Annotated in this window: 22 protein-coding genes and 2 pseudogenes; 15 read left to right on the top strand and 9 right to left on the bottom strand. The window is 61.8% G+C overall.

Features of this window, described 5'->3' with window-relative positions; genetic code table 11:
• Positions 1 to 20: 20 nt before the first annotated feature.
• Positions 21 to 749: pseudogene (locus AB4O12_RS10625) on the bottom strand (MCP four helix bundle domain-containing protein); the annotation flags it as partial.
• Positions 750 to 971: 222 nt separating this feature from the next.
• On the opposite strand from AB4O12_RS10625, the gene sodC reads away from it, so the two are divergent.
• The 3 genes and pseudogenes from sodC to AB4O12_RS10640 all read left to right on the top strand — a co-directional run bounded on the left by sodC (position 972) and on the right by AB4O12_RS10640 (position 2,414).
• Complete coding sequence (gene sodC / locus AB4O12_RS10630) at positions 972 to 1,493, top strand: superoxide dismutase family protein (RefSeq protein WP_056789153.1); 522 nt, start codon at positions 972 to 974, stop codon at positions 1,491 to 1,493.
• A gap of 125 nt (positions 1,494 to 1,618) precedes the next feature.
• A complete protein-coding gene (locus tag AB4O12_RS10635; RefSeq protein WP_016775151.1) occupies positions 1,619 to 1,933 on the top strand; it encodes a DUF2388 domain-containing protein in 315 nt (104 codons plus the stop codon).
• Positions 1,934 to 2,013: 80 nt separating this feature from the next.
• A pseudogene (locus AB4O12_RS10640) lies at positions 2,014 to 2,414 on the top strand (hypothetical protein).
• Here AB4O12_RS10640 and ligD read toward each other — a convergent pair.
• Positions 2,415 to 5,039 carry a DNA ligase D gene (ligD, locus tag AB4O12_RS10645; RefSeq protein ID WP_460061819.1) on the bottom strand — a complete coding sequence of 875 codons (2,625 nt, stop codon included), beginning with the start codon at positions 5,037 to 5,039 and terminating at the stop codon, positions 2,415 to 2,417.
• A gap of 132 nt (positions 5,040 to 5,171) precedes the next feature.
• Positions 5,172 to 5,909, bottom strand: coding sequence for a tellurite resistance TerB family protein (locus AB4O12_RS10650; protein WP_252876508.1), 738 nt, complete (start codon positions 5,907 to 5,909; stop codon positions 5,172 to 5,174).
• Between the two features lie 260 nt (positions 5,910 to 6,169).
• Between AB4O12_RS10650 and pcsA the strand changes: the two genes are divergently transcribed.
• Entirely contained in the window at positions 6,170 to 6,892 is a 723-nt protein-coding gene (gene pcsA / locus AB4O12_RS10655; RefSeq protein WP_039762346.1) for a phosphatidylcholine synthase, read from the top strand.
• A 133-nt stretch (positions 6,893 to 7,025) separates the two neighbouring features.
• Here the strand turns inward: pcsA and AB4O12_RS10660 are convergent, their stop codons facing one another.
• Entirely contained in the window at positions 7,026 to 7,838 is an 813-nt protein-coding gene (locus AB4O12_RS10660; protein WP_256809297.1) for a class I SAM-dependent methyltransferase, read from the bottom strand.
• 230 nt (positions 7,839 to 8,068) lie between these two features.
• Between AB4O12_RS10660 and AB4O12_RS10665 the strand changes: the two genes are divergently transcribed.
• On the top strand, positions 8,069 to 8,530 hold the full coding sequence (locus AB4O12_RS10665; RefSeq protein ID WP_375122338.1) for a GNAT family N-acetyltransferase: 462 nt from the start codon (positions 8,069 to 8,071) through the stop codon (positions 8,528 to 8,530).
• Positions 8,531 to 8,548: 18 nt separating this feature from the next.
• Here AB4O12_RS10665 and AB4O12_RS10670 read toward each other — a convergent pair whose 3' ends face one another.
• From AB4O12_RS10670 to AB4O12_RS10680, 3 genes are all read right to left on the bottom strand, one after another.
• Positions 8,549 to 9,760, bottom strand: a complete 1,212-nt coding sequence (locus AB4O12_RS10670; protein ID WP_460061823.1) for a cytochrome c biogenesis protein DipZ — start codon at positions 9,758 to 9,760, stop codon at positions 8,549 to 8,551.
• A 91-nt stretch (positions 9,761 to 9,851) separates the two neighbouring features.
• A complete protein-coding gene (locus AB4O12_RS10675; RefSeq protein WP_460061825.1) occupies positions 9,852 to 10,274 on the bottom strand; it encodes a hypothetical protein in 423 nt (140 codons plus the stop codon).
• 33 nt (positions 10,275 to 10,307) lie between these two features.
• The gene (locus AB4O12_RS10680; RefSeq protein WP_016775158.1) at positions 10,308 to 10,571 is read right to left on the bottom strand and encodes a DUF2790 domain-containing protein; all 264 of its coding nucleotides are present in this window, start codon (positions 10,569 to 10,571) and stop codon (positions 10,308 to 10,310) included.
• Positions 10,572 to 10,870: 299 nt separating this feature from the next.
• Between AB4O12_RS10680 and AB4O12_RS10685 the strand changes: the two genes are divergently transcribed.
• From AB4O12_RS10685 to AB4O12_RS10700, 4 genes are all read left to right on the top strand, one after another.
• A complete protein-coding gene (locus AB4O12_RS10685) occupies positions 10,871 to 11,611 on the top strand; it encodes a response regulator (protein ID WP_039762337.1) in 741 nt (246 codons plus the stop codon).
• Positions 11,608 to 12,918, top strand: coding sequence for an ATP-binding protein (locus AB4O12_RS10690; RefSeq protein WP_460061829.1), 1,311 nt, complete (start codon positions 11,608 to 11,610; stop codon positions 12,916 to 12,918). The genes AB4O12_RS10685 and AB4O12_RS10690 overlap by 4 nt, the downstream gene beginning before the upstream one ends.
• A gap of 150 nt (positions 12,919 to 13,068) precedes the next feature.
• A complete protein-coding gene (locus tag AB4O12_RS10695; protein ID WP_122691888.1) occupies positions 13,069 to 14,115 on the top strand; it encodes a class I SAM-dependent methyltransferase in 1,047 nt (348 codons plus the stop codon).
• A gap of 55 nt (positions 14,116 to 14,170) precedes the next feature.
• A complete protein-coding gene (locus AB4O12_RS10700) occupies positions 14,171 to 15,013 on the top strand; it encodes an NAD-dependent protein deacetylase (protein WP_258706862.1) in 843 nt (280 codons plus the stop codon).
• A gap of 150 nt (positions 15,014 to 15,163) precedes the next feature.
• Here the strand turns inward: AB4O12_RS10700 and AB4O12_RS10705 are convergent, their stop codons facing one another.
• On the bottom strand, positions 15,164 to 16,780 hold the full coding sequence (locus AB4O12_RS10705; protein WP_460061832.1) for a L,D-transpeptidase family protein: 1,617 nt from the start codon (positions 16,778 to 16,780) through the stop codon (positions 15,164 to 15,166).
• A 152-nt stretch (positions 16,781 to 16,932) separates the two neighbouring features.
• On the opposite strand from AB4O12_RS10705, the gene AB4O12_RS10710 reads away from it, so the two are divergent.
• Positions 16,933 to 17,646, top strand: coding sequence for a murein L,D-transpeptidase catalytic domain family protein (locus AB4O12_RS10710; protein ID WP_016775166.1), 714 nt, complete (start codon positions 16,933 to 16,935; stop codon positions 17,644 to 17,646).
• Here the strand turns inward: AB4O12_RS10710 and AB4O12_RS10715 are convergent.
• Positions 17,643 to 18,263, bottom strand: a complete 621-nt coding sequence (locus tag AB4O12_RS10715; RefSeq protein WP_095181987.1) for a cell wall hydrolase — start codon at positions 18,261 to 18,263, stop codon at positions 17,643 to 17,645. The genes AB4O12_RS10710 and AB4O12_RS10715 overlap by 4 nt on opposite strands.
• A 197-nt stretch (positions 18,264 to 18,460) precedes the next feature.
• Between AB4O12_RS10715 and AB4O12_RS10720 the strand changes: the two genes are divergently transcribed.
• The 5 genes from AB4O12_RS10720 (at position 18,461) to AB4O12_RS10740 (ending at position 24,725) form a co-directional block, all read left to right on the top strand.
• Positions 18,461 to 19,312 carry a CAP domain-containing protein gene (locus tag AB4O12_RS10720; protein WP_016775168.1) on the top strand — a complete coding sequence of 284 codons (852 nt, stop codon included), beginning with the start codon at positions 18,461 to 18,463 and terminating at the stop codon, positions 19,310 to 19,312.
• 119 nt (positions 19,313 to 19,431) lie between these two features.
• Positions 19,432 to 20,430 (top strand): GTP 3',8-cyclase MoaA, encoded by a 999-nt coding sequence (gene moaA / locus AB4O12_RS10725; RefSeq protein ID WP_041480911.1) that lies wholly within the window; start codon positions 19,432 to 19,434, stop codon positions 20,428 to 20,430.
• A gap of 25 nt (positions 20,431 to 20,455) precedes the next feature.
• Complete coding sequence (locus AB4O12_RS10730; RefSeq protein WP_150741085.1) at positions 20,456 to 21,355, top strand: bestrophin family protein; 900 nt, start codon at positions 20,456 to 20,458, stop codon at positions 21,353 to 21,355.
• A gap of 574 nt (positions 21,356 to 21,929) precedes the next feature.
• Positions 21,930 to 23,294, top strand: a complete 1,365-nt coding sequence (locus tag AB4O12_RS10735; protein WP_122691892.1) for a glutamine synthetase family protein — start codon at positions 21,930 to 21,932, stop codon at positions 23,292 to 23,294.
• Between the two features lie 147 nt (positions 23,295 to 23,441).
• Positions 23,442 to 24,725 (top strand): NAD(P)/FAD-dependent oxidoreductase, encoded by a 1,284-nt coding sequence (locus AB4O12_RS10740; protein WP_323164387.1) that lies wholly within the window; start codon positions 23,442 to 23,444, stop codon positions 24,723 to 24,725.
• Positions 24,726 to 24,787 lie beyond the last annotated feature (62 nt).

Here is a 24,787-nt window from a genome sequence, read left to right on the forward strand (position 1 = left end):
ACACTGGCTTCGTCCTTGCCGGCGGGTTCAACAATCGGTTCGCTGAGATTGCCATGGGCAATGCTTTCAGCGATGCGGCTGGCGGATTTGAGCGGCCCCATGATACTCAGGATCACCCAGCGCCCCTGAATCAGCAGCAGCAACAGACTGGCGATCAGCACCACACCAAGGGCCAGATTGGCATTGCTAATGGCCGCTTCGGTGCCTTCGCTGGTTTGCCGAGTGTTGCTTTCAATCAATTCGCTGAGCGTCGCCATTTGCTCTTCGAGCTGGCTGAACGCGGCATTGAACGTGCCGAGCTGCTGCTGGGCGGCATCCGGCTTGTCCAGCGCCACGCCGACGATCTGCTCGGCGGATTTGATGTAGGTGTCGAGGCTCGGCTTGATCTGCTCCAGCGCCGTGCGCAGCTGCGGGTTGATCGGCAGTTTCAGGTTGTCATCCAGCACTTCACGAAAATGCCCGGCGTGCTCGGCCAGCGAATCGCGCACTTCTGTGGCGGTGGCGGTGCTCTTGCCCAGGCCGACCAGCATCGCCGAATAGACATCGGCGCGCAGGGCGTCGTGCATCATGTCCGCTTCCATGTGATTGCGCAGCGCGCTCATGCTTACCGTGTTATCGCCGACCGCCGTGGCCATCCGCAGATTGCCGACGTAACTGACCAGGCTCACGATCAGCGCCGTCAGCAGGCTGGTCGCAATCAGCAACACCAAACGCAGTTTGATCGACACCGTGGAATCTCCCGTGGGCACGCTGGATTGCGCTTGTCGGATTTCAGTTAAGCCTATGTGCAGGGAACTGCCGACACAGAGCGTATCGGCTGATGTCAGGGGCGACTTGAATCCGGCAAAACTTTTCAAGCGTGAACCCGGTCACACCTTGCAGCGCCGATGGATAACGCCTTCATCGCTGGTTAACCCCGGCAGGCTATCAATCCATGGCTACGAACATTCATGCAGCTGAAGGAAACGCTTATGAAACGCGCACTGTGGTTTGGTCTGCTCGGCACGTTGGCAATCGGCACCGCACAGGCAGCAACGGAGAAAGTCGCAATCAATCTGGTCAGCGCCGACGGCGCGCCGCAGGCGATCGGCTCTGTCACTGTCAGCGAAACGCCGTACGGCCTGCTGTTCACACCCGAGCTGAAATCATTGCCGGCCGGCATTCACGGTTTCCATGTCCATGAAAACGGCAGCTGCGAAGCGGGCATGAAGGATGGCGTCAAAGGCGCAGCACTGGCCGCTGGCGGACACTTCGATCCGGCGAAAACCGGCAAGCACCTTGGCCCTTACGCCGACGGGCACCTGGGTGATCTGCCAGCGGTGTATGTGACGGCTGACGGGGTCGCCAACTATCCGGTGCTGGCACCGCGCCTTAAGAAGATTTCCGAGATCAAGGGCCACGCCCTGATGATTCACGCCGGCGGCGATAACCATTCCGACATGCCCAAGCCACTGGGCGGTGGCGGCGATCGCATGGCCTGTGGGGTGATCTGAACCGACTGAGCGGTGAAAACGCTGACTCACGGCTTTTCACCGCTCACGGAACTCCCGCGCGCCGTTCACCTCTGACGTTATGTAGTCCCTTCCCTTTTTGCTTAGCGCTTGTGGAGGAACACGTCATGCGCAAGTTAGTCCTGATTTCTTCTTTAATGCTTTGCCTGCCGGTCGGTTCGGCGCTGGCCCGCGTTGACGCGGGTGACGTCGCCACCTCGGCAGGTGTCTCCGCGTCGCTGTACTCGACCTTCAAGGACGACAAAATGGTCATTCCGGCCCGTGACGACGTGTCTGCGTTCGTTGCCAGCGGCGGGGCCATTCGTGGGGTTTATCTTGAGTCGGTACTGCAACAGGTGCGCCAGGCCAACCCTGGCTTGAACGCCAGTGATGAAGACCTGGCCAACGCCATTCTGGTGCAATACGAAGGCGTGCAGCAGTAGTCACGAGGGAAGCAGCGGCCGATGGACGGCCGCTGAGTGCACATAGGCAAACATGTCCGACGGCCTCTATGATGGAGGCCATGACGACGACCGTGCCCTTGCGCTCACCCTGCCCACCCGGCGCCTGCATCTGCGGGCGCGATCCTTGCTGGAAACGCCCGGAGCCGATCTGCGCATCCTGCGCTTGACCCGCGCTGAGGAAAAAATTCTTCTGGCGCGCCTGGAACAACTCAAAGACCTCGCCGACCTCAAACGCCTGCAACAGCGTATGTACGAGCAACTCGGCATCCGTGTCGACGTCGCCCCCGGTTTCAATGAAGTGCGCACCATGCGCGGCATTGCCATTCAGATCGACGAGCTGCCAGGCCTGTGTCGCAAGACTCGCGCGGCAATCCCGGCGGCGATTCGCAAGGGCCTGGAAAACCACCCGCAAATCGCCTTCGAACTGCTCAACGCCCACGACTTGCTGCGCGACACCTGATCACTTTTTCATGCCGACGCGCTTGCGCATCTCGGCGGTGATGGTCTGACGGGTTTTCCTCATGTCCGCCCAAGGCTCATCGCCGACTTCGGTCAGACGCTCGTGAACGTTGTAGATGTTCCAGTGATTACCGCCCTTGATTTCAGCGACTTCCTCTCGGTACAGCGGCACCGACACCGGCATGCCTTCCCGCGCGCGTGCGGCGTAGGCGCAAATGGTGGTGGCACCGAGGCCGTTGCGCAGGTAATCGATGAAGATCCGCCCGACGCGGTTTTTCGGCCCGGACACCGCTGAAATCCGGTCCGGCAGCAACTTGGCCATGTGGCTGACGATGGCGTGGCTGAAGTCTTTCACTTCGTCCCAGCCATGCTTGCGCGTCAATGGCACCACCAGGTGAATGCCTTTGCCGCCGCTGGTTTTCAGGAAGGCTTTGAGACCCAACTCGTCGAGCACAGTGAGGGTCAGCGCGGTGGCTTCAACCATGCTTTTCCATGGCAACGCAGGATCCGGGTCGAGGTCGAGGACGAAGCGATCGGGTTTGTCCAGATCCACCTTCGTCGCGTTCCAGGTGTGCAGTTCGACGGTGCTCATCTGCACCGCGCCGACCAGCGCTTCGGGATTGTTGATCATCATCACTGGCTGCCCGGTGACGTCCTTGTCCAGGGCGGTGATGCCGGGAATGGCCAGGCGATCAGCGTTCTTCTGGAAGAACAGTTCGCCGGCGATGCCGTCCGGTGCACGCACTAAGGCCACGGGACGATCCTTGAGTTGCGGCAGGATGTGTTCGGCAACGCTGGCGTAATACTGCGCCAGTTGCATCTTGGTTGTGCCGCTGACCGCATCGATCACTCGATCGGGGTGAGTGATGCGTACCTTGCCGCCGGCCAGACCTGCTTGCGAAGGCGCGGTTTCGGCTTTTTTGCTGGCGGCGGTTTTCTTTGCCGGCTGCTTGTCGGCGGTTTTGGTCTTTTTGGGTTTTTCGGTCTTTTCGGGCTTGGCAGCTTTCACAGGCTTCGCTCGCTCCTCGGTAATGTCCTTGGCCGGTTTGTCATCGCGCAAACCATGGAACACGGCATGCCGCACCGAGCCGTCCTTGGTCATCTCAGCGAATGCCACTTCGGCCAGCAGTTTGGGTTTGAGCCAGTGCACGCCTTTGGCCTCGAAACCGCTGGGCGGATTGACCACTGCCGCGCTTTTGGTCTGCAACGGCTTGAGTTGGGCGAGGATGCTATTCAACGTGGTTTCGTTGAACCCGGTGCCGACCTTGCCGGCATAGCGCAACTCGCCGCTGTCACGGTCGTGCAGGCCGAGCAGCAAGGCACCGAAGGCACTGCGCGCACCTTTCGGATCGGTGTAGCCGACGATGACGAACTCCTGGCGATGCTTGCACTTGAGCTTGATCCAGTCGCCGCTGCGCCGCGACACATAAGGCGAGCCGAGCCGCTTGCCGATCAGGCCTTCCATCTGCATTTGGCAGGCACTGTTGAGCAGCGCGTCCGGGGTTTCTTCGAAGGCTTCGGAGAAGCGCAGCGTTGACGATTCTTTCTGCGCACCGAGGATGGTGCTCAGCGCGGCGCGGCGTTCTTCCACCGGCACATCGCGCAGGTCGACGCCATTCAGATACGGCACGTCGAACAGGTAATAAACAATGTTGCCGCTGCGCCCGGCATCGAAAGCATTCTGCAACGCCTGAAAATCCGGCACGCCTTGCTCGTTGGCCACGACCATTTCGCCATCGAGCCAGGCCGATTCCAGACCCAGCGCCGCCAGCGCCTTGGCCTGCTGCGGCAGCTTGTGCGTCCAGTCATGGCCGTTGCGGGTGAACAGCTGCACCTCATCGTGATCGATCCGCGCCATGATCCGGTAGCCGTCGAACTTGATCTCGTAGCTCCACTGCCCTTCGGGCGCGCTGTCAACCAGCGTCGCCAGTTCCGGCTTGATCAGCGCCGGCAGCTTGGCCTTGCGTGCGCCGGTAAGCTGCCCGGACGCCTGCTTGCGCGGCTTGGCCGGGGCTTTTTTCACCGGTTTGGCCTTATCGGCGGCCGCCGCTGATTTGCCGACAATCGTGCGCTCGCTGAGCACGCTGTCGGGCTCGGCGACCAGCACGTCGAAATCATCCTGCGGGCGCGCGGCGTTGTCCTGATGCTTGATCAGGAACCATTGTTCTTTCTTGCCCGGCATGTGCGTGCGCACCAGATTCCACACGCCGCCGAGCTTCTCGCCCTGCAGCTCGAACTTCAGTCGGCCCTTGGCATAGGCCTTGTGCGGATCCTCCAGCGGAATCCACACGCCGCGATCCCAGACAATCACATCACCGGCGCCGTAATGCCCCTCGGGAATGCTGCCTTCGAACGTCGCGTAATCGAGCGGATGATCCTCGACATGAATCGCCAGACGCTTGACCGACGGGTCCAGCGACGGCCCCTTCGGCACCGCCCAGCTCTTCAGGGCGCCGTCGAGCTCGAGGCGAAAGTCGTAATGCAGGTGCGAAGCGTCGTGCTTCTGGATGCAGAACTGCAAGGCATGATCCTTGGCCGACTTACGGCCCGAGCGCTTGACTGCGGCCGGCTCCGACGTCGCGGAAAAATCACGCATGCGGTTGTAATCGTCGAGGTTCCTGTTCATGAGCACACCGATGGCAGACGGGTTCTGTTATGCAGAAGAGCAACTCGGCGGCGGAAAAATTCAATCGAGGTAAAAAAGCCCCGGACGGATGGAGCGGCCGGGGCTGGGAGTGTCAGGGATTTTTACAGCGGGTCAGGCTTGCCCTTTCGCCTGCTGTTCCAGATGCACCTGCAAGTCGGGATCGATGTTCAAGGCGGCGGCCAGCTCATCGAGATAGCTGCGTTCGGCGTCCTGTTGATCGTCTACCAGCATGACGCTGGCCAGGTACATTTCGGCGGCTACGGCCGGATCGCCGTTAGCGGATTGCGCCACTTCGCGGGCATCCAGCGGCTTGGCGACTTCGGCGTCGAGCCATTGCTGCAACTGCGGGTCGGCGGTGTGTTTGCCGATTTCGCTGCTGATGAGATGCTTTTCTGCGTCGTCGATGCGGCCGTCAGCCTTGGCGGCGGCGATAAGGGCGCGCAGTACCGCGTGGCTGTGGGTTTCGATTTGCGGGCCGGCGAGCAGGTCGGCGGTTTGTGGCAGCTCCTGCGGCGCGTTACTGGCCTGGCTGCGTTGCCAGGCTTGGTACGCTTGGTAAGCCATCATGCCCAGCGATGCGAGCGCCGCGTAACTGGTCCCGCCGGTACGGCTTCTGCTACCGCCACCGAGGGCGCTTCCCAAGCCACCGCCGCCGAGCAAGCCACCGAGCAAACCACCCAGGCCGCCGAGGCCACCCGAAGCAGCCGCGCCACCCGCTCCGGACTGACTGCCGCCGCCCAACAGTCCACCAAGTAAACCGCCCAGGCCGTCACCGGCCGAAGCTCCGCGTTGTTGTCCCGCCGAGGCCTGGCCTCGCAGCAGTTGTTCAAGCAAATCGCTGGTGTTCATGACGTTATCCTCCGAGGCCACGGCCCGATCGCGTCAGGCAACGATAGACCGACGCAGCCATAGCGCCAGCACCGTTGGGCTGACGCCCGATCACCGTTGAATCGCCACGCGAGAAAATTTTCGCCAGCCAGCTAAGATTCAGGGGTGGTGAACCTTATCCCGGCTAAACCGGTCGATAGCTGCAACCCGACCCGGTTTGCCGACGCCCTTTCTGATGATGGGCGATAACCGGCTTGCTTCACTTTCTGGAGAACGCCCTCGTGATATCAACCGTACACATCGCCAGGCTGAAAGCATGGGGCGCCCATGGTTTTACCGCGACCGGCGTGGTCACCGCCTTCCTCGCCACACTCGCCCTGCTGGAAAACCAGCCGATCCATTGCCTGATGTGGCTGGGCGTTGCGCTGATCGTCGACGGCCTGGACGGCGCACTGGCGCGCAAGGTCAATGTGCAATCGGTGCTGCCGAGTTTCGACGGTTCGATCCTCGATCTGGTCATCGATTACCTGACTTATGTATTCATCCCGGCACTGTTTATCTACCGCTACATTCCCCTGCCCGATTACACCCTGTTGCTGACGGTGTCGGTGATTCTGGTGTCGTCGCTGTTCTGCTTCTGCAACGTCAACATGAAGAGCAAGGACAACTATTTTGTCGGCTTCCCGGCGGCCTGGAACGTGGTAGCGCTGTGCCTGTACATCATTGGCCCGGGGCCGTGGATTACCTTTCTCACCGTGATCGGGCTGGCGCTGCTGACGGTGACGCGGATGAAGTTCCTGCACCCGTTTCGCGTGCGGCGTTTCATGCCAATCAATATTGCGGTGACGGCGATCTGGCTGTTGTGCAGCCTGTCGCTGGTGCTCAATCACCCGGTGATCAACCCGCTGGTGATGGGCTTGTGGCTGCTGATGTCGGCTTATTTCCTGGGGATCTGCATCTGGCGCACGGCGCTGGAGTGGTTTGATCGCGGCCATTTGAAATAAGCACATTCCCTGTGGGAGCGAGCCTGCTCGCGAATGCGGTCGTTCCATCAACATCAAGGTTGGCTGGCACACCGCTTTCGCGAGCAGGCTCGCTCCCACAGAGATCTTCATCGATCAGGAGATCCGATGGGGACTAGCGCTTGGTAATAACCACCTCCAGATACTCACTCGGCACCACCAGCGACGCCTCCCCGGCGCGATTCGATCGGTTGAGCAACTCGGTCAGATCATCCTCCAGCGCCTGCCCGGCCTCCGCCGGCAACACCGCAAAAGCCTTGTGCACCGGCCCATACCAGTGCCGAAAGATGTCAATGAAATGCGCCGCCGAGCGGTAGCGGAAGTTGAAGTGGCTGCGGGTCACGCGCACGACAAAATCGCGGTCATCGAAATGCTTGTGCAGCCACGCATCCGAGCCCCAGTTCGATGGAGGCTGTGCAACCGCTGGCGGTGGCAGATGCTGGCCGAGAGTCTTGAACATCTGGCCGACGAAGCCCTCCGGCGTCCAGTTCGCCATACCGATCCGTCCGCCGCGACGACAGACCCGCCCCAGTTCAGCAGCGGCGGTGACCTGGTCAGGCGCGAACATCACGCCGAACGTCGACAACACGGCGTCGTAGCTTTCATCGGGAAAAGGCAAAGCCTCGGCATCGGCCACCTGAAAAATCACCTCCAGATGCTCGGCCCGGGCGCGATCCTGACCACGCTCCAGCAATGCCGCCACATAATCGGTCGAAGTCACTACACACCCGCGCCGCGCCGCTGCCAGGGTTGCATTGCCGTTGCCGGCAGCGACATCCAACACCTGTTCATCACAACGCAGATCGCAAGCCTCGGCGAGGTTTTCCCCAACAATTTGCAATGTGGTGCCGATCACGGCGTAGTCGCCACTGGCCCAAGCGACTTTCTGACGTTCCTTCAGGGCAGTGAGATCAATCGGGGTACTCATGACAGCGAGCTCCGTGGCAGAGAGAATGCACAGGCTACGACGCGGACCGTGCTTGCTCACTATCGCGCCGAGGCTGCCCGGCGTCCCTGCCAATCGTCCGCCAGCCCCATAAACCCGGCACTTTGCCGATGAGTGGCGCAAATCTGTCAAGCACCTGATACACCTTGCGCATTGTCAGCGTCGCGGGATTGGTTTCTGATGCGGGCTCGCCCACGCAAAGGACTCGACCGATGTCACTGCACCTCGACTGGCTCGCCGCGCACATGCAACACAGCGATCGCTACGCGGCGTGGATTCACCAACAATTCCACTACGAATACGCCGACCAGCCCCTGGCTCAATGGCAGCGCGAATTTGCCGAGGGCCAAAGCAATGGTGAATGGTCGTGCCTGATTGCCATGGACGGTGAACGCCTGCTCGGTGGTGCCGCACTGGCCCGCAACGACTTGGCTGATCGCGCCGATCTCGGCCCATGGCTCGCCTGCGTATTCGTTGACCCCGAGGCGCGCGGGCGAGGCTTGGCGGAGCAGCTGATTGAAGGGATTTGCGAGGCAGCAAAGCAGCGTGGGGTGTCGCGGTTGTACTTGCACACGCAAGACAAACACGACTACTACGGTAAACGCGGCTGGCAGCTTTTGGAGCGTTTCCAGGCGTGGGAGAAAACACAATGGCTCATGGTCCGCGACCTCTGAGCCATTGCGTTGTTTTGATCAGGCTGCCGGAGCTTTCGCCTCTTCCAGCAACTGCTTGATCATCTGCTCCTGCTCCGCATAGCGACCTTCGCCAAAGTGGCTGTAACGCATCTGGCCCTTGGCGTCGATCAGGTAATGCGCCGGCCAGTATTGATTGTCGAAGTTGCGCCAGATTGCGTAGTCGTTGTCGATCGCCACCGGGTAGGTGATGCCGAGTTTTTTCACCTGATCCTTGACGTTGTTGATGATGCGCTCGTAGCCATACTCGGGTGTGTGCACGCCGATCACCACCAGGCCGTCCTTCTCGTATTTCTTCGCCCAGTCTTTGACGTACGGCAGGGTGTGCTGGCAGTTGATGCAGTCGTAGGTCCAGAAGTCCACCAGCACCACTTTGCCGCGCAGGGATTCGGCGCTGAGCTGCGGTGAATTGAGCCACTGCACAGCGCCCGACAGCGACGGCATCGCGCCCCGCGCCTCGTCCATCATCGAATCGGCGCGGACCTTGCTGACAAAGTAGTCGACCACTTTCGGCACGTTTTCCAGGACGTTTTTCTCGACGCTGGCCACGCCTTCGGAAGAGGTGTTGGCAAGCAGAGTCTTATCGGCGCCCGTGGAAATCACCGCGACTGTCGCAAGCACAGCAACCCCGGCACCACGACGCAACCAGCCGCTGAACGGGATCGACGGTTTCAGCCGATTGACCAGACCGCGCCCGGCGAAGATCAACGTTCCCAGCGACAAGGCACTGCCGACGCCGTAAGCCAGCAGCAACAGGCTGGTCTGGGCATTGGCGCCTTGCAACATTGCGCCGGTCAGAATCACCCCAAGGATCGGCCCGGCACAGGGCGCCCACAACAGGCCGGTGGCGACGCCGAGCATGATCGAGCCCATCGGTCCGGCTCGTTTACGCGTGTCCTGATCGAGACGATTGCCCAGGGCGACGAAGGGCCTGGTCAGCCAGTCACCGACGCGGGCCGAGATCAGCGACAGGGCGAACAGCGCCATGACGAACAAGGCAACGTGGCGGCCGGTGTTGCTGGCCTGAATCACCCACTCGCTGCTGACCACGGCAAGGCTGGAGATCAGCGCAAAGGTCAGCGCCATGCCGGCGAGAGTCAGGAGGATCGAGGAGCGGGTACGGTTGGCGCCAGCGAACAGAAACGGCACCACCGGCAGGATGCACGGACTGAGAACGGTCAGCAGACCGCCGAGAAATGCGATGAGGTACATAACGGGGTCACCTTGAATGTGGGGGGCTGGGCACGCAACCGGGCAGCGAGGGAAACGCCCCCTCGCTAGCCTGCTTTATTCACGCCGTGGCTCATGCGGTCTGGCCGTCGAGCAACTGCCCTTGAGGCGTGCGACTGGCACCGTTTTCCGCGACCAGTTGGCCTTGCGGTGTGCGGCTGGAACCATCAGCGGCAACCGTCTGGCCCTGCGGTGTGCGGCTCGATCCGTCAGCAGCAACCATCTGGCCTTGCGGCGTGCGGCTCGATCCATCAGCGGCAACCATCTGGCCCTGCGGCGTGCGGCTCGACCCGTCAGCGGCAACCATCTGCCCCTGCGGCGTGCGGCTGGAACCATCAGCGGCGATCAGTGCATCGCTGCCCTCCTTCGCGACCGTGGTCAGCTGGAAGCAGGTGCTGCTGGCGCAGCTGCTCTGCTCCAAGGCACTGTTGGCGTGGGCGGCGGCACCGGTGAAGGCGAAGGCTGCTGCGGTCAAAAAGCGCGAGACGTTGTTCATGGCAAAACTCCTTGCAGAAAAAGTAGGGATGACTCAGTTCTGGTTGTTGCAGCCGTCAGCGAATTTGCTGTAATCCAGCTCGCGGGTTTTGCCGGCGGAATCGAGGTAGGTCATGCGCGCCTCGGTGATGCCGCAGGTCACGGAAGTGTCTTCAGTCATCGACAGCACTTTCTGGATATCCAGATGGGTGCCGTAGGTGTAGGTTTGCCGGCTGACGTCAGCTTCGGCGTGGGCCGACAGGGTGCAGATGTTCAGAGCGGCGAACAGGCAGGCGGCGAATACGGATTTATTGTTCATGGTGTAGTCCTCAAGGCTTCAGTGGGTTTGAGCCGAGGCGGTCTGTGTGTGTGCCTCGATGGAGCCTATTTGAGGCCTTCGAGGTATCGCGTCTGTGTCAGGAAAGGACGAGAATCACTCGTTGTGTATCCATGCAGTGTGTAGATACAGAGCGATACAAAACCCCGAAAAAATCGTGATTTTGCGTCGGTGTGTATCCGCCGTCGCGACAGATACACTGCAATACAAAGGCAGGCAGGCGTGCGGTCAGCGGCGCTATAGACTGCACGGCATTCCCCCTTTGACAGAGGCTTGAACCGATGGAACATGTCGATCACATTCTCATCGTCGACGACGACCGCGAGATCCGTGAACTGGTAGGCAACTACCTGAAGAAGAACGGCCTGCGCACGACAGTGGTCGCCGATGGCCGACAGATGCGCAGCTTCCTTGATGCCAACACCGTCGACCTGATCGTGCTCGACATCATGATGCCCGGCGACGATGGCCTGCAGTTGTGCCGTGAATTGCGCGTGGGCAAACACAAGGCCACGCCGGTGCTGATGCTCACCGCGCGCAACGATGAGACCGACCGCATCATCGGTCTGGAAATGGGCGCCGACGATTACCTGACCAAACCTTTCGCCGCCCGCGAGCTGCTGGCGCGGATCAACGCCGTGTTGCGCCGCACACGCATGTTGCCGCCGAACCTGGTGGTCACCGAAGCCGGACGCCTGCTGGCGTTCGGTCGTTGGCAGCTGGACACCTCGGCCCGCCACCTGCTCGACAGCGACGGCACCATGGTTGCCCTCAGCGGTGCCGAATACCGCTTGCTGCGGGTGTTCCTCGACCATCCGCAACGGGTGCTCAGCCGTGATCAGTTACTCAATTTGACCCAAGGGCGCGAGGCCGATCTGTTCGACCGTTCCATTGATCTGCTGGTCAGTCGCCTGCGTCAACGCCTGCTGGACGATGCTCGCGAGCCGGCCTATATCAAGACCGTGCGCAGTGAAGGTTATGTGTTCTCGCTGCCGGTCGAACTGCTTGGGGCGTCGGCATGAAACTCAAGCTGCAATGGCCGCGCACCCTCGCCTCGCGCCTGTCGCTGATCTTTCTGATCGGGCTGATTCTGGCGCAGGGTCTGTCGTTCGGCGCGCAGTATTACGAGCGTTACCAGAGCGCGAAAAGCACCATGCTCGGCAACCTCGAAACCGACGTCTCGACGTCGATGGCGATCCTCGATCGCCTGCCCGCCGCCGAACGCGAGGCCCGGCTGCCGCGTCTGGCCCGGCGCAATTACGGCTACCTGCTCAACGAGGGCGAACCGGGCATGCCGGTGACCTCGGCTGAAAAGTCCGTCGCGATCGCCTCGATTACGGCGGCGATCGGCGACACTTATCCCATCGTGTTTACCGAAGTTCCCGGCGGTCCGAGACAACATTTCCGGGGCCACCTGCGCCTGAGCGACGGCAGCCCGGTGACCATCGATATCCGCCCGGCAATGGTGCCGTTGTCGCCGTGGTTGCCGGTGGTGCTGCTGGGCCAACTGGCATTGCTGATCCTCTGCACCTGGCTCGCCGTGCGCATCGCCATCCGTCCCCTCACCCGCCTCGCCAACGCCGTGGAAACCCTCGACCCCAACGCTCACCCGATCAAGCTCGACGAGCAAGGGCCGACCGAAGTCGTCCATGCGGCACGGGCGTTCAACGCCATGCAGACGCGCATCGCCGCCTACCTGAAAGAACGCATGCAACTGCTCGCGGCGATTTCCCACGACCTGCAAACGCCGATCACCCGAATGAAATTGCGCGCAGAGTTCATGGACGACTCGGTCGAGAAAGACAAACTGAGCAGCGATCTCGGCGAAATCGAGCATCTGGTGCGCGAAGGCGTGGCTTACGCTCGCAGCGTTCACGGCGCCACCGAAGAAAGCCGGCGTACTGATCTCGACTCGTTCCTCGACAGCCTGGTCTTCGACTATCAGGACATGGGCAAGGACGTGCAGCTCGGCGGCAAAAGCAAAGCGGTAATCGAAACCCGCCCGCAGGCCCTGCGCCGGGTGCTGGTGAACCTGACCGACAACGCCCTGAAATTCGCCGGCGCCGCGCAATTGCAGGTCGAAGCGCAGGGCAACAGCCTGTCGGTGAAAGTCCTCGATCGCGGCCCGGGCATCGCCGAGGCCGAACTGGCGCAGGTGCTGGAACCGTTCTACCGCGTGGAAAACTCGCGCAATCGTGATACCGGCGGCACCGGGCTCGGGTTGGCGATCGCCCAGCAATTGGCGTTGGCGCTGGGTGGCTCGCTGCTGTTGAGCAATCGTGAAGGTGGCGGGTTGTGCGCTGAACTGAAGTTGCCGCTGCCACGCTGAGAAAAACACCGACTAGACTCATTCATTACCCAGTCGAGGGGGCCGCAGGACGTCTGCTGTGCCCTGCCCCAATCCGTGACCACCGCCCGGTGGCGCCTGCCTCGACATTCAACGCCGCCGGACGGTGATCCTGTTTCAGGAGCACACGTGATGAATGAGGCGAAGCTCAACGAATTCATGGGCAAACTGGTCAACGACATGGGCGGCGCGGCGATGCTGGCCAATGTCATTGTCGGCGAAGAACTCGGTCTGTACCGGGCGATGGCCGACAGCCAACCGATCAGCCCCGAAGCCCTCGCAGCCAAAACCACCTGCAATCCGCGCCTGGTGCGTGAATGGCTCAGCGCCCATGCCGCATCGGGCTATATGGAACACCTTGACGGTCAATTTCGCTTGCCTGAAGAACAGGCACTGGCGCTGGCCGTAGAGGATTCGCCGGTGTACGTTGCTGGCGGTCTCGGCGTTGTGGCGTCGTTTTTCCATGACAAGGACAAACTGGTCAAGGCCATGCGCGGCAATGGCGCCTTGTCGTGGGGCGATCACCATCCGTGCATGTTCAGCGGCACCGAACGTTTCTTCCGCCCCGGCTACAAAGGTCACCTGATTGCCGAATGGCTTCCGGCGCTCGACGGCGTGGTGGCGAAGCTGGAACGCGGCGCCAAAGTTGCCGACATCGGCTGCGGCCACGGCGCCTCGACGGTGATCATGGCCCAGGCGTTTCCGAAATCGCAGTTTGTCGGCTTCGACTTCCATGCGCCGTCAGTCACCGTCGCCACGCAACGGGCCGAAGAAGGTGGCGTGGGCAATCGCGCCAGATTTTTCGAGGGCACGGCGAAAAACTATCCCGGCGGCGACTACGACCTGATCTGCTTTTTCGACTGCCTGCACGACATGGGCGACCCGGTCGGCGCCGCTCGCCACGCTTATGAGTCGCTGAAAGGTGATGGCACGGTGTTGCTGGTCGAACCGTTCGCCAACGACAAACTGGACGACAATCTCAACGCGGTCGGGCGCCTGTTCTACGCCGCCTCGACGTTTATCTGCACGCCCAATTCGCTGTCCCAGGAAGTCGGCCTCGGGCTCGGTGCGCAGGCTGGGGAAATGCGCCTGCGCAAAGTCTTTGTCGAGGCCGGGTTCAAGCAGTTCCGCCGCGCCACGCAAACGCCTTTCAACCTGATACTGGAGGCGCGCAAGTAACCCGTACGGATCGCGTGCTAACCTGCGGGGCACTGCCCATTCTGGAGTGCTGAGCATGCTCGATAGCCCGATCCGCGAACATCTCGATACGCTGTTGCAGGCCATGGCCGATGATAACTTGCTGATATTGACCGGCGCCGGCATCAGCACGCCATCGGGCATTCCGGACTATCGCGACAGTGACGGCGTGCGTCGCGGGCGGCAGCCGATGATGTATCAGGAATTTCTCGCCGCCCCGGAATCACGCCGGCGGTATTGGGCGCGGGCCATGCTCGGTTGGCCGCGCGTCCGTCAGGCCCGACCGAACGCGGCGCATGAGGCGCTGGCGACGTTGCAGCAGCGCGGCCGGATCAGCGATTTGATCACGCAGAATGTCGATACCTTGCACGATCAGGCCGGCAGCCAGGATGTGATCGAGCTGCATGGCAGTCTGCATCGGGTGCTGTGCCTGGATTGCGGGCAACGCAGCGAGCGCGATGCGATCCAGCAGCAGATGGAGGCACAGAATCCCTACCTGAGTGGTGTTGATGCGGTGCAGGCGCCGGATGGCGATACCTTGCTCGACCCGGCATTTGAAGCGCGCTTCCGGGTACCGCAGTGCCCGCATTGCGCGGGTGAGCGGATGAAACCGGATGTGGTGTTCTTCGGCGAGAACGTGGCGCCGACGACAGCGGCACGCGCGCTGGCCGCCGCCGAGAATGCGGCGGGGTTGCTGGTGGTGGGATCTTCGTTGATGGCGTATTCGGCGTTTCGCTTGTGTCGGGTGATCGCCGAGCGTGGCAAACCGTTGATGGCGATCAATCTGGGCAAGACCCGGGCGGATGATTTGCTGGATTTGAAGATTGAAGGGTCGTGTGAGGAGCTTTTGCCGTGGTTGGTGGAGGAGCTGAGGCGGTGAGATTTTGAGTAATGGGTTCGGCTTGAAATCGGCCCCTCACCCTAGCCCTCTCCCGAGGGAGAGGGGACTGACCGAGGTGTCTGTACGGGATTCGTCGACCTGAAATCACTCATCGAACTCAGATCTTTGACTGCCGTGCTGGTGCCGGACTCAATGCGCCCGATCCAGCCCCGCCAGCAATGCGCTGTCGTGGCTGTAGATATCCGGCGCATAACGCACCTGGCCGCTGCTGTCGACTTGCGCCGTCCAGTAAGTCATCAGGATCGGCACTGGCGCCGACAGGCGAAATTCATGGGTGGTACCGGTCGCCAGCAAAGTATCGGTACGGGCTTTTTCCGCCGGGGACAGCAGCAGATCGCGCAGTTGCAGCGGGTGCTCGACGCGCACGCAACCGGAGCTGAACGCCCGTGGGCCTTTTTCAAACAGCGCCTTGCTCGGAGTGTCGTGCAGGTACACCGAGAACGGGTTGGGGAAACGGATGACCATTTGCCCCAGCGGATTGCGCGGGCCGGCGTCCTGGCGCAGGAGGATGTTGCCGGGGTTGTCCCAGTCGATATCCGCCGCCGCCAGAGGCTGGCCGTTGGCGTCGAGCACTTGCAGATTCTGGCGGCTGAGGAAGGTCTGGTCCTTGCGGATTTCCGGCAGCTTGTCTTCCTTCCAGATAGTCGGCGGTACGGTCCAGGTCGGATTCAGCGTCAGGCGGGTGACGCGGGATTTGAGCAGCGGTGTCTGGCGTTCGGCGCGGCCGACCTGGGTGCGGGTCTGCCACACCGGTTGACCGCCCTGATACAGCGTCAGCTCAGCGGCGGCGACATTGACCACCAGACCACTGGGCTCCATGTCCTGGGCCATCCAGCGGAAACGTTCGAGATTGACGCGCAGCTGATCGCGGCGGGTCAGCGGGCTGATGTTCAGCTCGGCAATGGTGCCCGGCCCGACCACGCCGTCAGCTTGCAACGAATGGCTGGCCTGAAAGTGCTTCACTGCCTCCACCAGCACGTCATCGTAGGCGTTGTCCGGCGGCACCAGTGCGTGTGGCAGATAGCCTTCGCTGTACAGACGACGGGCCAGTTCCGGCACGCGCGGGTCTTCCATCGCCGGACGCAGCAACGGGCCGTTGCCCACCGGCTGCCATTGCGGCAAGGCTTGCAAGCGTTGCGCGGCATACAGCTGACGCAGGCTCTGATATTGCGGCAGATGCGGACGCGCCAGGTTGAACGCCGCAGCGATATCGTTCATGCCCGGCACGGCAATGCTGAGCAATTGCGCCTGACGATCGGTCGGCGGGCCGTCGACACGCCACAGCGGTTCGAAATGCGACTGCAACAGACGGCCGTAATGCAGATCCTGCAAGGCCTGCAAGTAGTTGCGGCTGATGTCGATGTCGGCGCACAGCTCGCCGTCCTGCGGCGGCGTAGTGGCCACGGCGTAGCGATTCGGATTCAACCCATCATCGGCCAACAGCTGCAATTGCGCGCGCAATGCCGGCAAGCGTGCGGACTCACTCGCCCACACCGGCATCCAGTCCTGCTGTTCATAAAACGCCTGCAATTGGCTCAACGCCGGGCCATTGAGGCGCGGAGCGATCGCCGGGCACGACTGCGCCAGGCTGATCAAAACTGCCTGCAACGGGCTGCGCGGCTCGACCGGCAATTGCGTTTCAGGCGTCGGCAGGGTTTCGAGCGGGGGCAGCGGCTCATCGGCGCAAGCGACAAACGGCGCAGCGAGCAAACAAATGCTCAAGTAGCATGCGTACTTTTTGAACAACTGCTTTACTCCAATCCATGGCCGTCCAGATGACGGTCAACCTTACATCAGGTGCGCTGAACAGTCAGGCTCGAACCGCGAGCCTGCGGGTATTGACTGGGAGTCAGGAGCCAAAGTGCCGTTTATGTAGCAAGTTGAGGACACTTTATAAAATGTTGACGTTTTTGCGCCGACTTCTGTTGAGCACCGCGACCCTTGTCGCCGTGACCAGCCCAGTATTTGCCGCCGGCAAGCCATCGCCGGTTCTCTACAACAGCCTCGCCCACGCCGCGCCGGAACTCAATCCCCAAGCGCTCAAAGGTGCATTGAACGCCATGCAATGCGCGGTCAACAACGGCGCGAAACCCTCGCGGCATCTGGCGATCATCGATTATTCGCAACCGTCCACCGAACGCCGCCTGTGGATCTTCGACCTGAGCAAAAAGAAGCTGGTGCTGCGCGATCTGGTTGCCCACGGTTCCAACTCCGGGGAAAACTTCGCCACGCAGTTTTCCAATCGCGAAGGCAGTTATCAGTCCAGCCTCGGCCTGTTCCGCACTCAGGAAAGCTACGAAGGTACTCACGGCTACTCGCTGCGCATGGACGGTCTGGAGCCCGGTTTCAATGATCTGGCCCGCGATCGCGCGATCGTGATTCATGCCGCCAGTTACGTGAACCCGCTGTGGAGCAAGCGTCAGGGGCGTATCGGCCGCAGTCAGGGTTGCCCCGCCGTGCGGCCGCAGATCGCCAAACAGGTGATCGATCGCCTGAAGAACGGCCAGTTCATGTTTTCCTGGTATCCGGATCAACGCTGGTTGCAGAAGTCACCGTATCTGAACTGCCAGCCGCAGCAGGTGGCGAGCATTCTCAACACCCACGCCAGTTAACGCGCGTCGCCTCCGGCGGGTTTGTAGAACAGGAACCTGCCGGTCTGCGCCGTGTTGCGATAGGCCTTGGCCCAACTCGGGTGCACGCCGCGATCGTGAAAATACAGGGCACCGCGCGTGCGGTCCTTGAGCTGACGGTTCAACGCCTTGCCGGCGATTTCCTTGGCCAGCGCGTATTCGGCGTCTTCCTTGACCTGATCGGGCCTGCCATCGCACCACCAGGAAAACTGGCAATTGCCGCTTTCCGAACCTTGCTTGACCACCGCGCATACCGTGTCGGGAAAGCCGTCATGGCCGAGGCGATTCATCACCACGCTGGCGACGGCTTCCATTTCCGGGGTGTCCTTGCCCTTGGCTTCCCAGTAAATACTGCGCGCCAGACAGGTCAGCGGATCGTCCAGCGGCGCGGCACCGGCCGGGTCTACCGCCTGCGCTTCGGTGGGGGTGATGGCCTCGGATTTCGGCGCCGGAGCAGCGCTGACTTTATCCGCCGCTTTCTCTTCAAGCATCTCGGCTTTCTGTTCGGCCTTGGCCTCGATCGGCGCCTGCGCCCCGGCCCATGCCGCGCCGGTCAAAAAGATCCACAACAAACCGCCCGCCAAGCCTTTCGATCCCATGTCGATTCTTCCGTCAGCGCCCGCCCGGGGCAAGATGTTACGTCGGTGAGACGCCCGGTTTGCGGGGTCTTCGCAGAGTGTAGCGAGCAAATGCGCGGCCACACCAGCGCAGAAAAAATCCGCCGCAAAGAAAAACACATTCACTCACCGGGGGCCTTTCGCGCATCATGGGCGCATTCAGCTCAAGGGAGATTTCCATGCGCTTCATGCCGTCCGTTTTGCGTAGTGCCGCATTGTCGCTGGGCGTGGTGTTCGCCACCTCGGCGCTGGCCGCCGATGAACTGCAATTGATCGAGTCGATCAACAGCTATCGCAGCCAGCCCCAGCGTTGCGGCACGCAGGCGTCAAACGAGTTGCCACCGCTGTCGGCCGATCCACGGCTGCGCCTGCCGGCCAGCGGCGCGGTTGATCTGCAGCAGGCCATGACCAGCGCCCACTACCCGATGGTCAACGTGCAGGCGATCACCCTCAACGGCCCGCGCGATGCGGCGTCAGCAATGAAGGCGATTCAGGAAAGCTTCTGTCAGGTGGTGCTCGATCCGCAGTTTGTCGATATCGGTGTCAACCGCGTTGACCGCGACTGGCGCATCGTCCTCGCGCGGCCGTTGCTGACGGCGAAACTCGGCGATGCACAAAGCGAAGGGCAAAAGCTGCTGGCGCAACTCAATACCGCGCGCAGCCAGGCGCGCCAGTGCGGCGGCCAGTCCTTCGCGGCGGCAGCACCGCTGGCGTGGAATGCCACGCTGGGCACTGTCGCTCAGGATCACAGCCGCGACATGGCCAACAACAATTACCTCGACCACAAGGACCGCGACGGCCGCACGCCGGGCGACCGCGCCGAACTGTCCGGTTACAGTGGGCAACTGGTCGGCGAGAACATCGCCGCCGGGCAAGACACCGTCGGCAAGGTCGTTGACGGCTGGCTCGCCAGCCCCGGGCATTGCGCCAATCTGATGAATCCGCAATATCAGGAACTGGGCGCCGCTTACGCGACCGATCCGAAAAGCAACGCCGGCATTTACTGGACGGCAATGTTTGGCGCACCGTAAGGCATCATCGACGCCGTCAATCACTCGGTCAGCCAGAGTGATTGGACGGCATGGCGAACGCAGCCTACCCTGCGCGATCTGCGCCCGCTGACGGCGCTCCACATCCATGAGGCGAGCCCATGACACAGCGTGAATTGATCGATGGTCACAACCGCCGCGTGGATTATCTGCGTCTGTCGGTGACCGACCGCTGCGATTTTCGCTGCGTCTATTGCATGGCCGAGGACATGCAGTTCCTGCCGCGCCAGCAGATCCTCACCCTCGAAGAGCTGTTCCAGGTGGCGCAAAGCTTCGTCGCCCTCGGCACGCGCAAGATCCGCCTCACGGGTGGCGAGCCGCTGATCCGCCCCGGCGTCGTGCAACTCTGCGAACAGATCGCCGCCCTGCCCGGCCTGCGCGAGCTGTGCCTGACCACCAATGGATCGCAGCTGGGCCGACTGGCCAGGCCGCTGTTCGACGCAGGGGTCAAGCGTCTCAACATCAGCCTCGACAGCCTCGATCCGCAGCGCTTCAAAGAGCTGACCCGTACCGGCGATCTGGCGCAGGTCATCGACGGCATCGATGCCGCACGTGCCGCCGGTTTCACCCGTACCAAACTCAATTGCGTGGTGATGCAGGGCCGCAACGATCACGAGATCAACGATCTGGTCAGTTTCGCCATCGAGCGTGATCTGGATATTTCCTTCATCGAAGAGATGCCGCTGGGCGCGATCGCCGAACATAGCCGCGCCGAATCCTTCTACTCCAGCGCGCAAGTGCGCGAACGCATTGCCGAACGCTTCACGCTGATCGACTCGACCGAATCGACGCAAGGGCCGTCGCGCTACTGGCGCGTGGCCGAGGCGCCGAACATTCGTCTGGGCTTCATTTCGCCGCACAGCCACAACTTCTGCGGTACCTGCAACCGCGTGCGCCTGACCGTCGAAGGTCGCTTGCTGCTGTGTCTGGGCAACGAGCATTCGATGGACCTCAAAGCGGTGTTGCGCGCCCATCCCGGCCACCCGGAACGCCTGGAAAACGCGATCATCGAGGCGATGAAACTCAAGCCGTATCGACACAATTTCGAAGTCAACGACGACGTGCAAGTGGTGCGTTTCATGAACATGACCGGCGGCTGATTCGCCGCGCAACCGGGACCGCGAGATGATCGTCAGACCGAGACCCAATCAGTTCGCCGTGCTGTTCACCCTCAGAGGCTCGATCGCCAAGCGCATCGCCGTGCGCACTTTGATGCTGACACTGCTGGCGGCGGCGATTGTGCTGATCGAACTACTGGTGCCGAGCTACTTCGCCCAGATCAATTCGACACCGTTCACCCTGCTCGGCCTGTCGCTGTCGATTTTCCTGAGCTTTCGCAACAACGCTTGTTATGACCGTTGGTACGAGGGGCGCAAGGCCTGGGGCGAGGTGCTGTTGCGGGTGCGCGCGGTGATGCGCGAAACCCAAGGCCTCGATGACACCCGCCTGCGTGGGCAACTGTTGCGCAACCTGTGCGGTTTCGCCCACGCGTTGAATGCGCGGTTGCGTGGAGACAGTGAGGAGCAGGCCAGTGCCGACTGGGTCAGCCCACCGATCGATGGGGCTGCGCCGGATCACTGCGGACAGATCCTTCATCAGCTCGGGCGCCAGTGTTCCGAGCTGGAAACGGCCGGTGTGCTGTCGCCATGGCGTTATCAATTGCTGGCCAATCACCTGACCTGTCTGAGCCAGGCCCAAGCGGTGTGCGACCGGATCAAGAACACACCACTGCCCTTCCCTTACACCCTGCTGCTGCACCGCACCATCTACCTGTTCTGCCTGCTGCTGCCGTTCGCCATGGCGCAATCGCTGGGTTGGTTGACGCCGCTGTTCACGGCAATTGTCAGCTACACCTTTTTCGGCTTCGACGCGATTGCCGATGAACTCGAAGACCCGTTCGGGCGCGATGAAAACGATCTGCCGACCGATGCACTGGTGCGCACCCTGGAGCGCGATGTGCTGTACGAACTGGGCGTCTCGCCATTGCCCCCCGCGCCGGAGCCGGACGACTACGTGCTGCGCTGAATGGCTCAGCGGCAAACAACGAGATGGCCCGGCGCGTCCGCTCGGGACCGAGGTGCGGCCATTCGCGAGCAGGCTCGCTCCCACAGTTGCAATGCATTCTCCTGTGGGAGCGAGCCTGCTCGCGAAAAAGGCAACTCGGTCAATTAGCCCAAACGGTGGAAAGCGCCACCGACGAATCTTCCGTTTACACGCGCGCGAATTCCCCCTTACTATCCGGGCACACCGGTCGCCGGGCCTGCCCTGCCGCCGACGCTTTCCGCCAACGGAAACACGCGTTATGAGTACGTCACCACAACAACCTCAAAGGTTGCACGTCTCTGCTGTACGCGCCCACTGCAACAGGGGCCGCGTATGAACCGCATCGTCAATCTGCCCATGGCCCTGCGCCGCTCCAAGCTGCGTCACTCCGCACGCCCGCCGGATATCGCCATTCCTGCCTGATCGCGTGAGCTGAAACCGCGACAGTCAATTTCCCGATTTTCCTGATATCCCTGCCGGGACACTTACGCCATTTTGTCGCGTCGTGTCCGGCCGAATCTGCGCGCCTGTGCGGCGCCACCGTGAGTGATTTGCCATGAAATTCGCAGCCATCGAAGACGCACGCCTGTTCCTCGAACAGAACCCCGATATCGACATGATCGAACTGTTCATCCTCGACGCCAACGGCGTGCCGCGCGGTAAGCTGTTGCATCGCGAAGAACTGCTCGCCGTGTACGAAAGCGGCCGACCGCTGCCGAGCACCATCCTTGGTCTGACTGTACAAGGCGAGGACGTCGAGAACTCCGGGCTGGTCTGGGATGTGGGCGACATCGACTGCCGCGCCTATCCGCTGCAAGGCAGTCTGGTGCGCCTGCCGTGGCGACAGATTCCAACCGCTGCGGTGCAGGTCAGCATGCACCCGAGCGAGGGCATGCCGGCGAGCATCGCTGACCCTCGGCACCTGCTGATCAAGGTGATCGACGGGCTCAAGGCCGAGGGTTATCACCCGATCATGGCCTGCGAGCTGGAGTTCTATCTGCTCGACGCCAAACGCGATCACAACGGCCGCCCGCAACCGGCGCGGGACGCTGACGGCGGGCGACCGCGACACACGCAAGTCTACGGTTTGCGCGAGCTGGAACAGATCGAGCCGTTTCTCGCCGACCTTTACAGCGCGTGCAAACTGCACGGCATTCCGGCGCGCACGGCGATCTCCGAATACGCGCCGGGTCAGGTCGAAATCACCCTCGAACATGGCGACGCACTGGAGGCGATGGATCAGGCGGTACGCTACAAACGTCTGGTCAAAGGCGTGGCGCACAAGCACGGCATGCAGGCGACGTTCATGGCCAAGCCGTTCGATGATCTGGCCGGCACCGGCATGCACATGCACGTCAGCCTGGCCGATGCCGAGGGGCGTAATTTGTTCGCTTCTGAAGACCCGGCCGGCACACCACTGTTGCGCACGGCGATTGGCGGCATGCTCGCCTCGCTGCTCGATTCGCTGCTGCTGTTCTGCCCCAACGCCAACTCCTACCGGCGTTTCCAGGCCAACAGCTATGCGCCACTGGCGCCGACCTGGGGCGTCGACAACCGCACGGTCAGCCTGCGCGTACCCGGTGGCCCGGCCCCTACGCGACACATCGAACACCGCATCTGCGGCGCCGACGCCAACCCGTATCTGGCAGCGGCAGCGATCCTCGCCGGCATTCATCGTGGCATTCGTGAAGAGCTGGATCCGGGGGCACCGGTCGAGGGCAATGGTTATGCCCAGGCGAAAGAACTGCTGCCGACCGATTGGCTGACGTCGTTGCAGGCGCTGGAAAATTCCACGTGGGCACGGGAGGCATTGGGGCAGGAATTCCTTGGGGTGTATCTGGCGGTAAAGCGTGCCGAGTATCGGCAGTTCATGGCTGAAGTGGGTGAGCAGGATTGGCGGTGGTATCTGACCGAGGCTTAAAGATCCAACACCGAACCTGTGGGAGCGAGCCTGCTCGCGAAGGCGTCATCACATTCAACATTTTGGGTGACTGACACACCGCTTTCGCGAGCAGGCTCGCTCCCACAGGGAATGCACTTCGAACCTGAATTTTTTGTGGACCCCGACATGACCATTCGCTGCAATTCCTACTACACCGCCACCCTCAACCACGACACCGATTACCCGACCCTGCAAGGCCGGCACAAAGTCGATGTGGTGATCATCGGCGGCGGTTTCACTGGCGTCGCCACTGCCGTCGAGCTGGCGGAAAAAGGCCTGAAAGTCGCCATCGTCGAAAGCCACAAGATCGGCTGGGGCGCCACCGGGCGCAATGGCGGGCAAGTTACCGGCAGCCTTTCCGGCGACGGCGCGATGCGCAAGCAGATGCGTGCAAAACTGGGCGATGACGTGGACGATTTCATCTGGCATCTGCGCTGGCGCGGGCATGAAATCATCCGCGAGCGCGTCGAGAAATATGCGATCCAGTGCGACCTCAAACACGGCCACTTGCACGCGGCGTACAAGCCGAGCCACATGGTCGATCTGCGCAAGGATTACGACGAAGCCGTGCGTCGCGGATTGGGCGATGAAGTGAGCCTGCTCGACCGCAGCCAGGTTCGCGACCTGCTGCAAAGCGAGCTCTACCACGGCGCCATCAAGAACACCCGCAACATGCACCTGCACCCGCTCAACCTGTGCATTGGCGAAGCACGCGCAGCCGAAAGCCTGGGCGCGCAGATCTTCGAAAACAGTGAAGTGCTGGAGATCATTCACGGCGACACACCCGGCGTGCGCACCGCTCACGGTCAGATCGACGCCAATCAGGTGATGCTCGCCGGTGACGTCTATCACAAGCTCGAACCGGGTCAGCTCAAGGGCAAGATCTTCCCGGCCATGGGCGGCATCGTCACCACCGCGCCGCTCGGTGATCTGGCGCAACAGATCAACCCCGAAGACCTCGCCGTGTACGACTGCCGCTTCGTCCTCGATTACTACCGGCTCACCGCCGACGGCCGTTTGCTGTTCGGCGGCGGCGCCAACTACAGCGGCAAGGATTCGCGCGACATCGCTGCGGAACTGCGCCCGTGTATCGAACGCACGTTCCCGGCGCTAAAAGGCGTGCCGATCGATTACCAGTGGAGCTGCGCGATGGGCATCGTCATCAACCGCATCCCGCAACTGGGCAAGCTCTCGGACAACGTCTGGTATTGCCAAGGCTACTCGGGACATGGCATCGCCACCACGCACATCATGGGCGAGATCATGAGCCGCGCGATCACCGGGCAAATGGAGCAATTCGACACCTTCGCCGCGTGCCAGCACATCCGCGTGCCAATGGGCGACCTGCTGGGCAATCCGTTGCTGGCGGCGGGGATGTGGTATTACCAGATGCTTGAGCGGTTGCGCTGAATTCACTGGCCCTATCGCGAGCAGGCTCGCTCCCACATTGGATTTGTGCACGACACAACACC

The sequence above is a fragment of the Pseudomonas sp. S2_A05 genome (assembly GCF_054668485.1).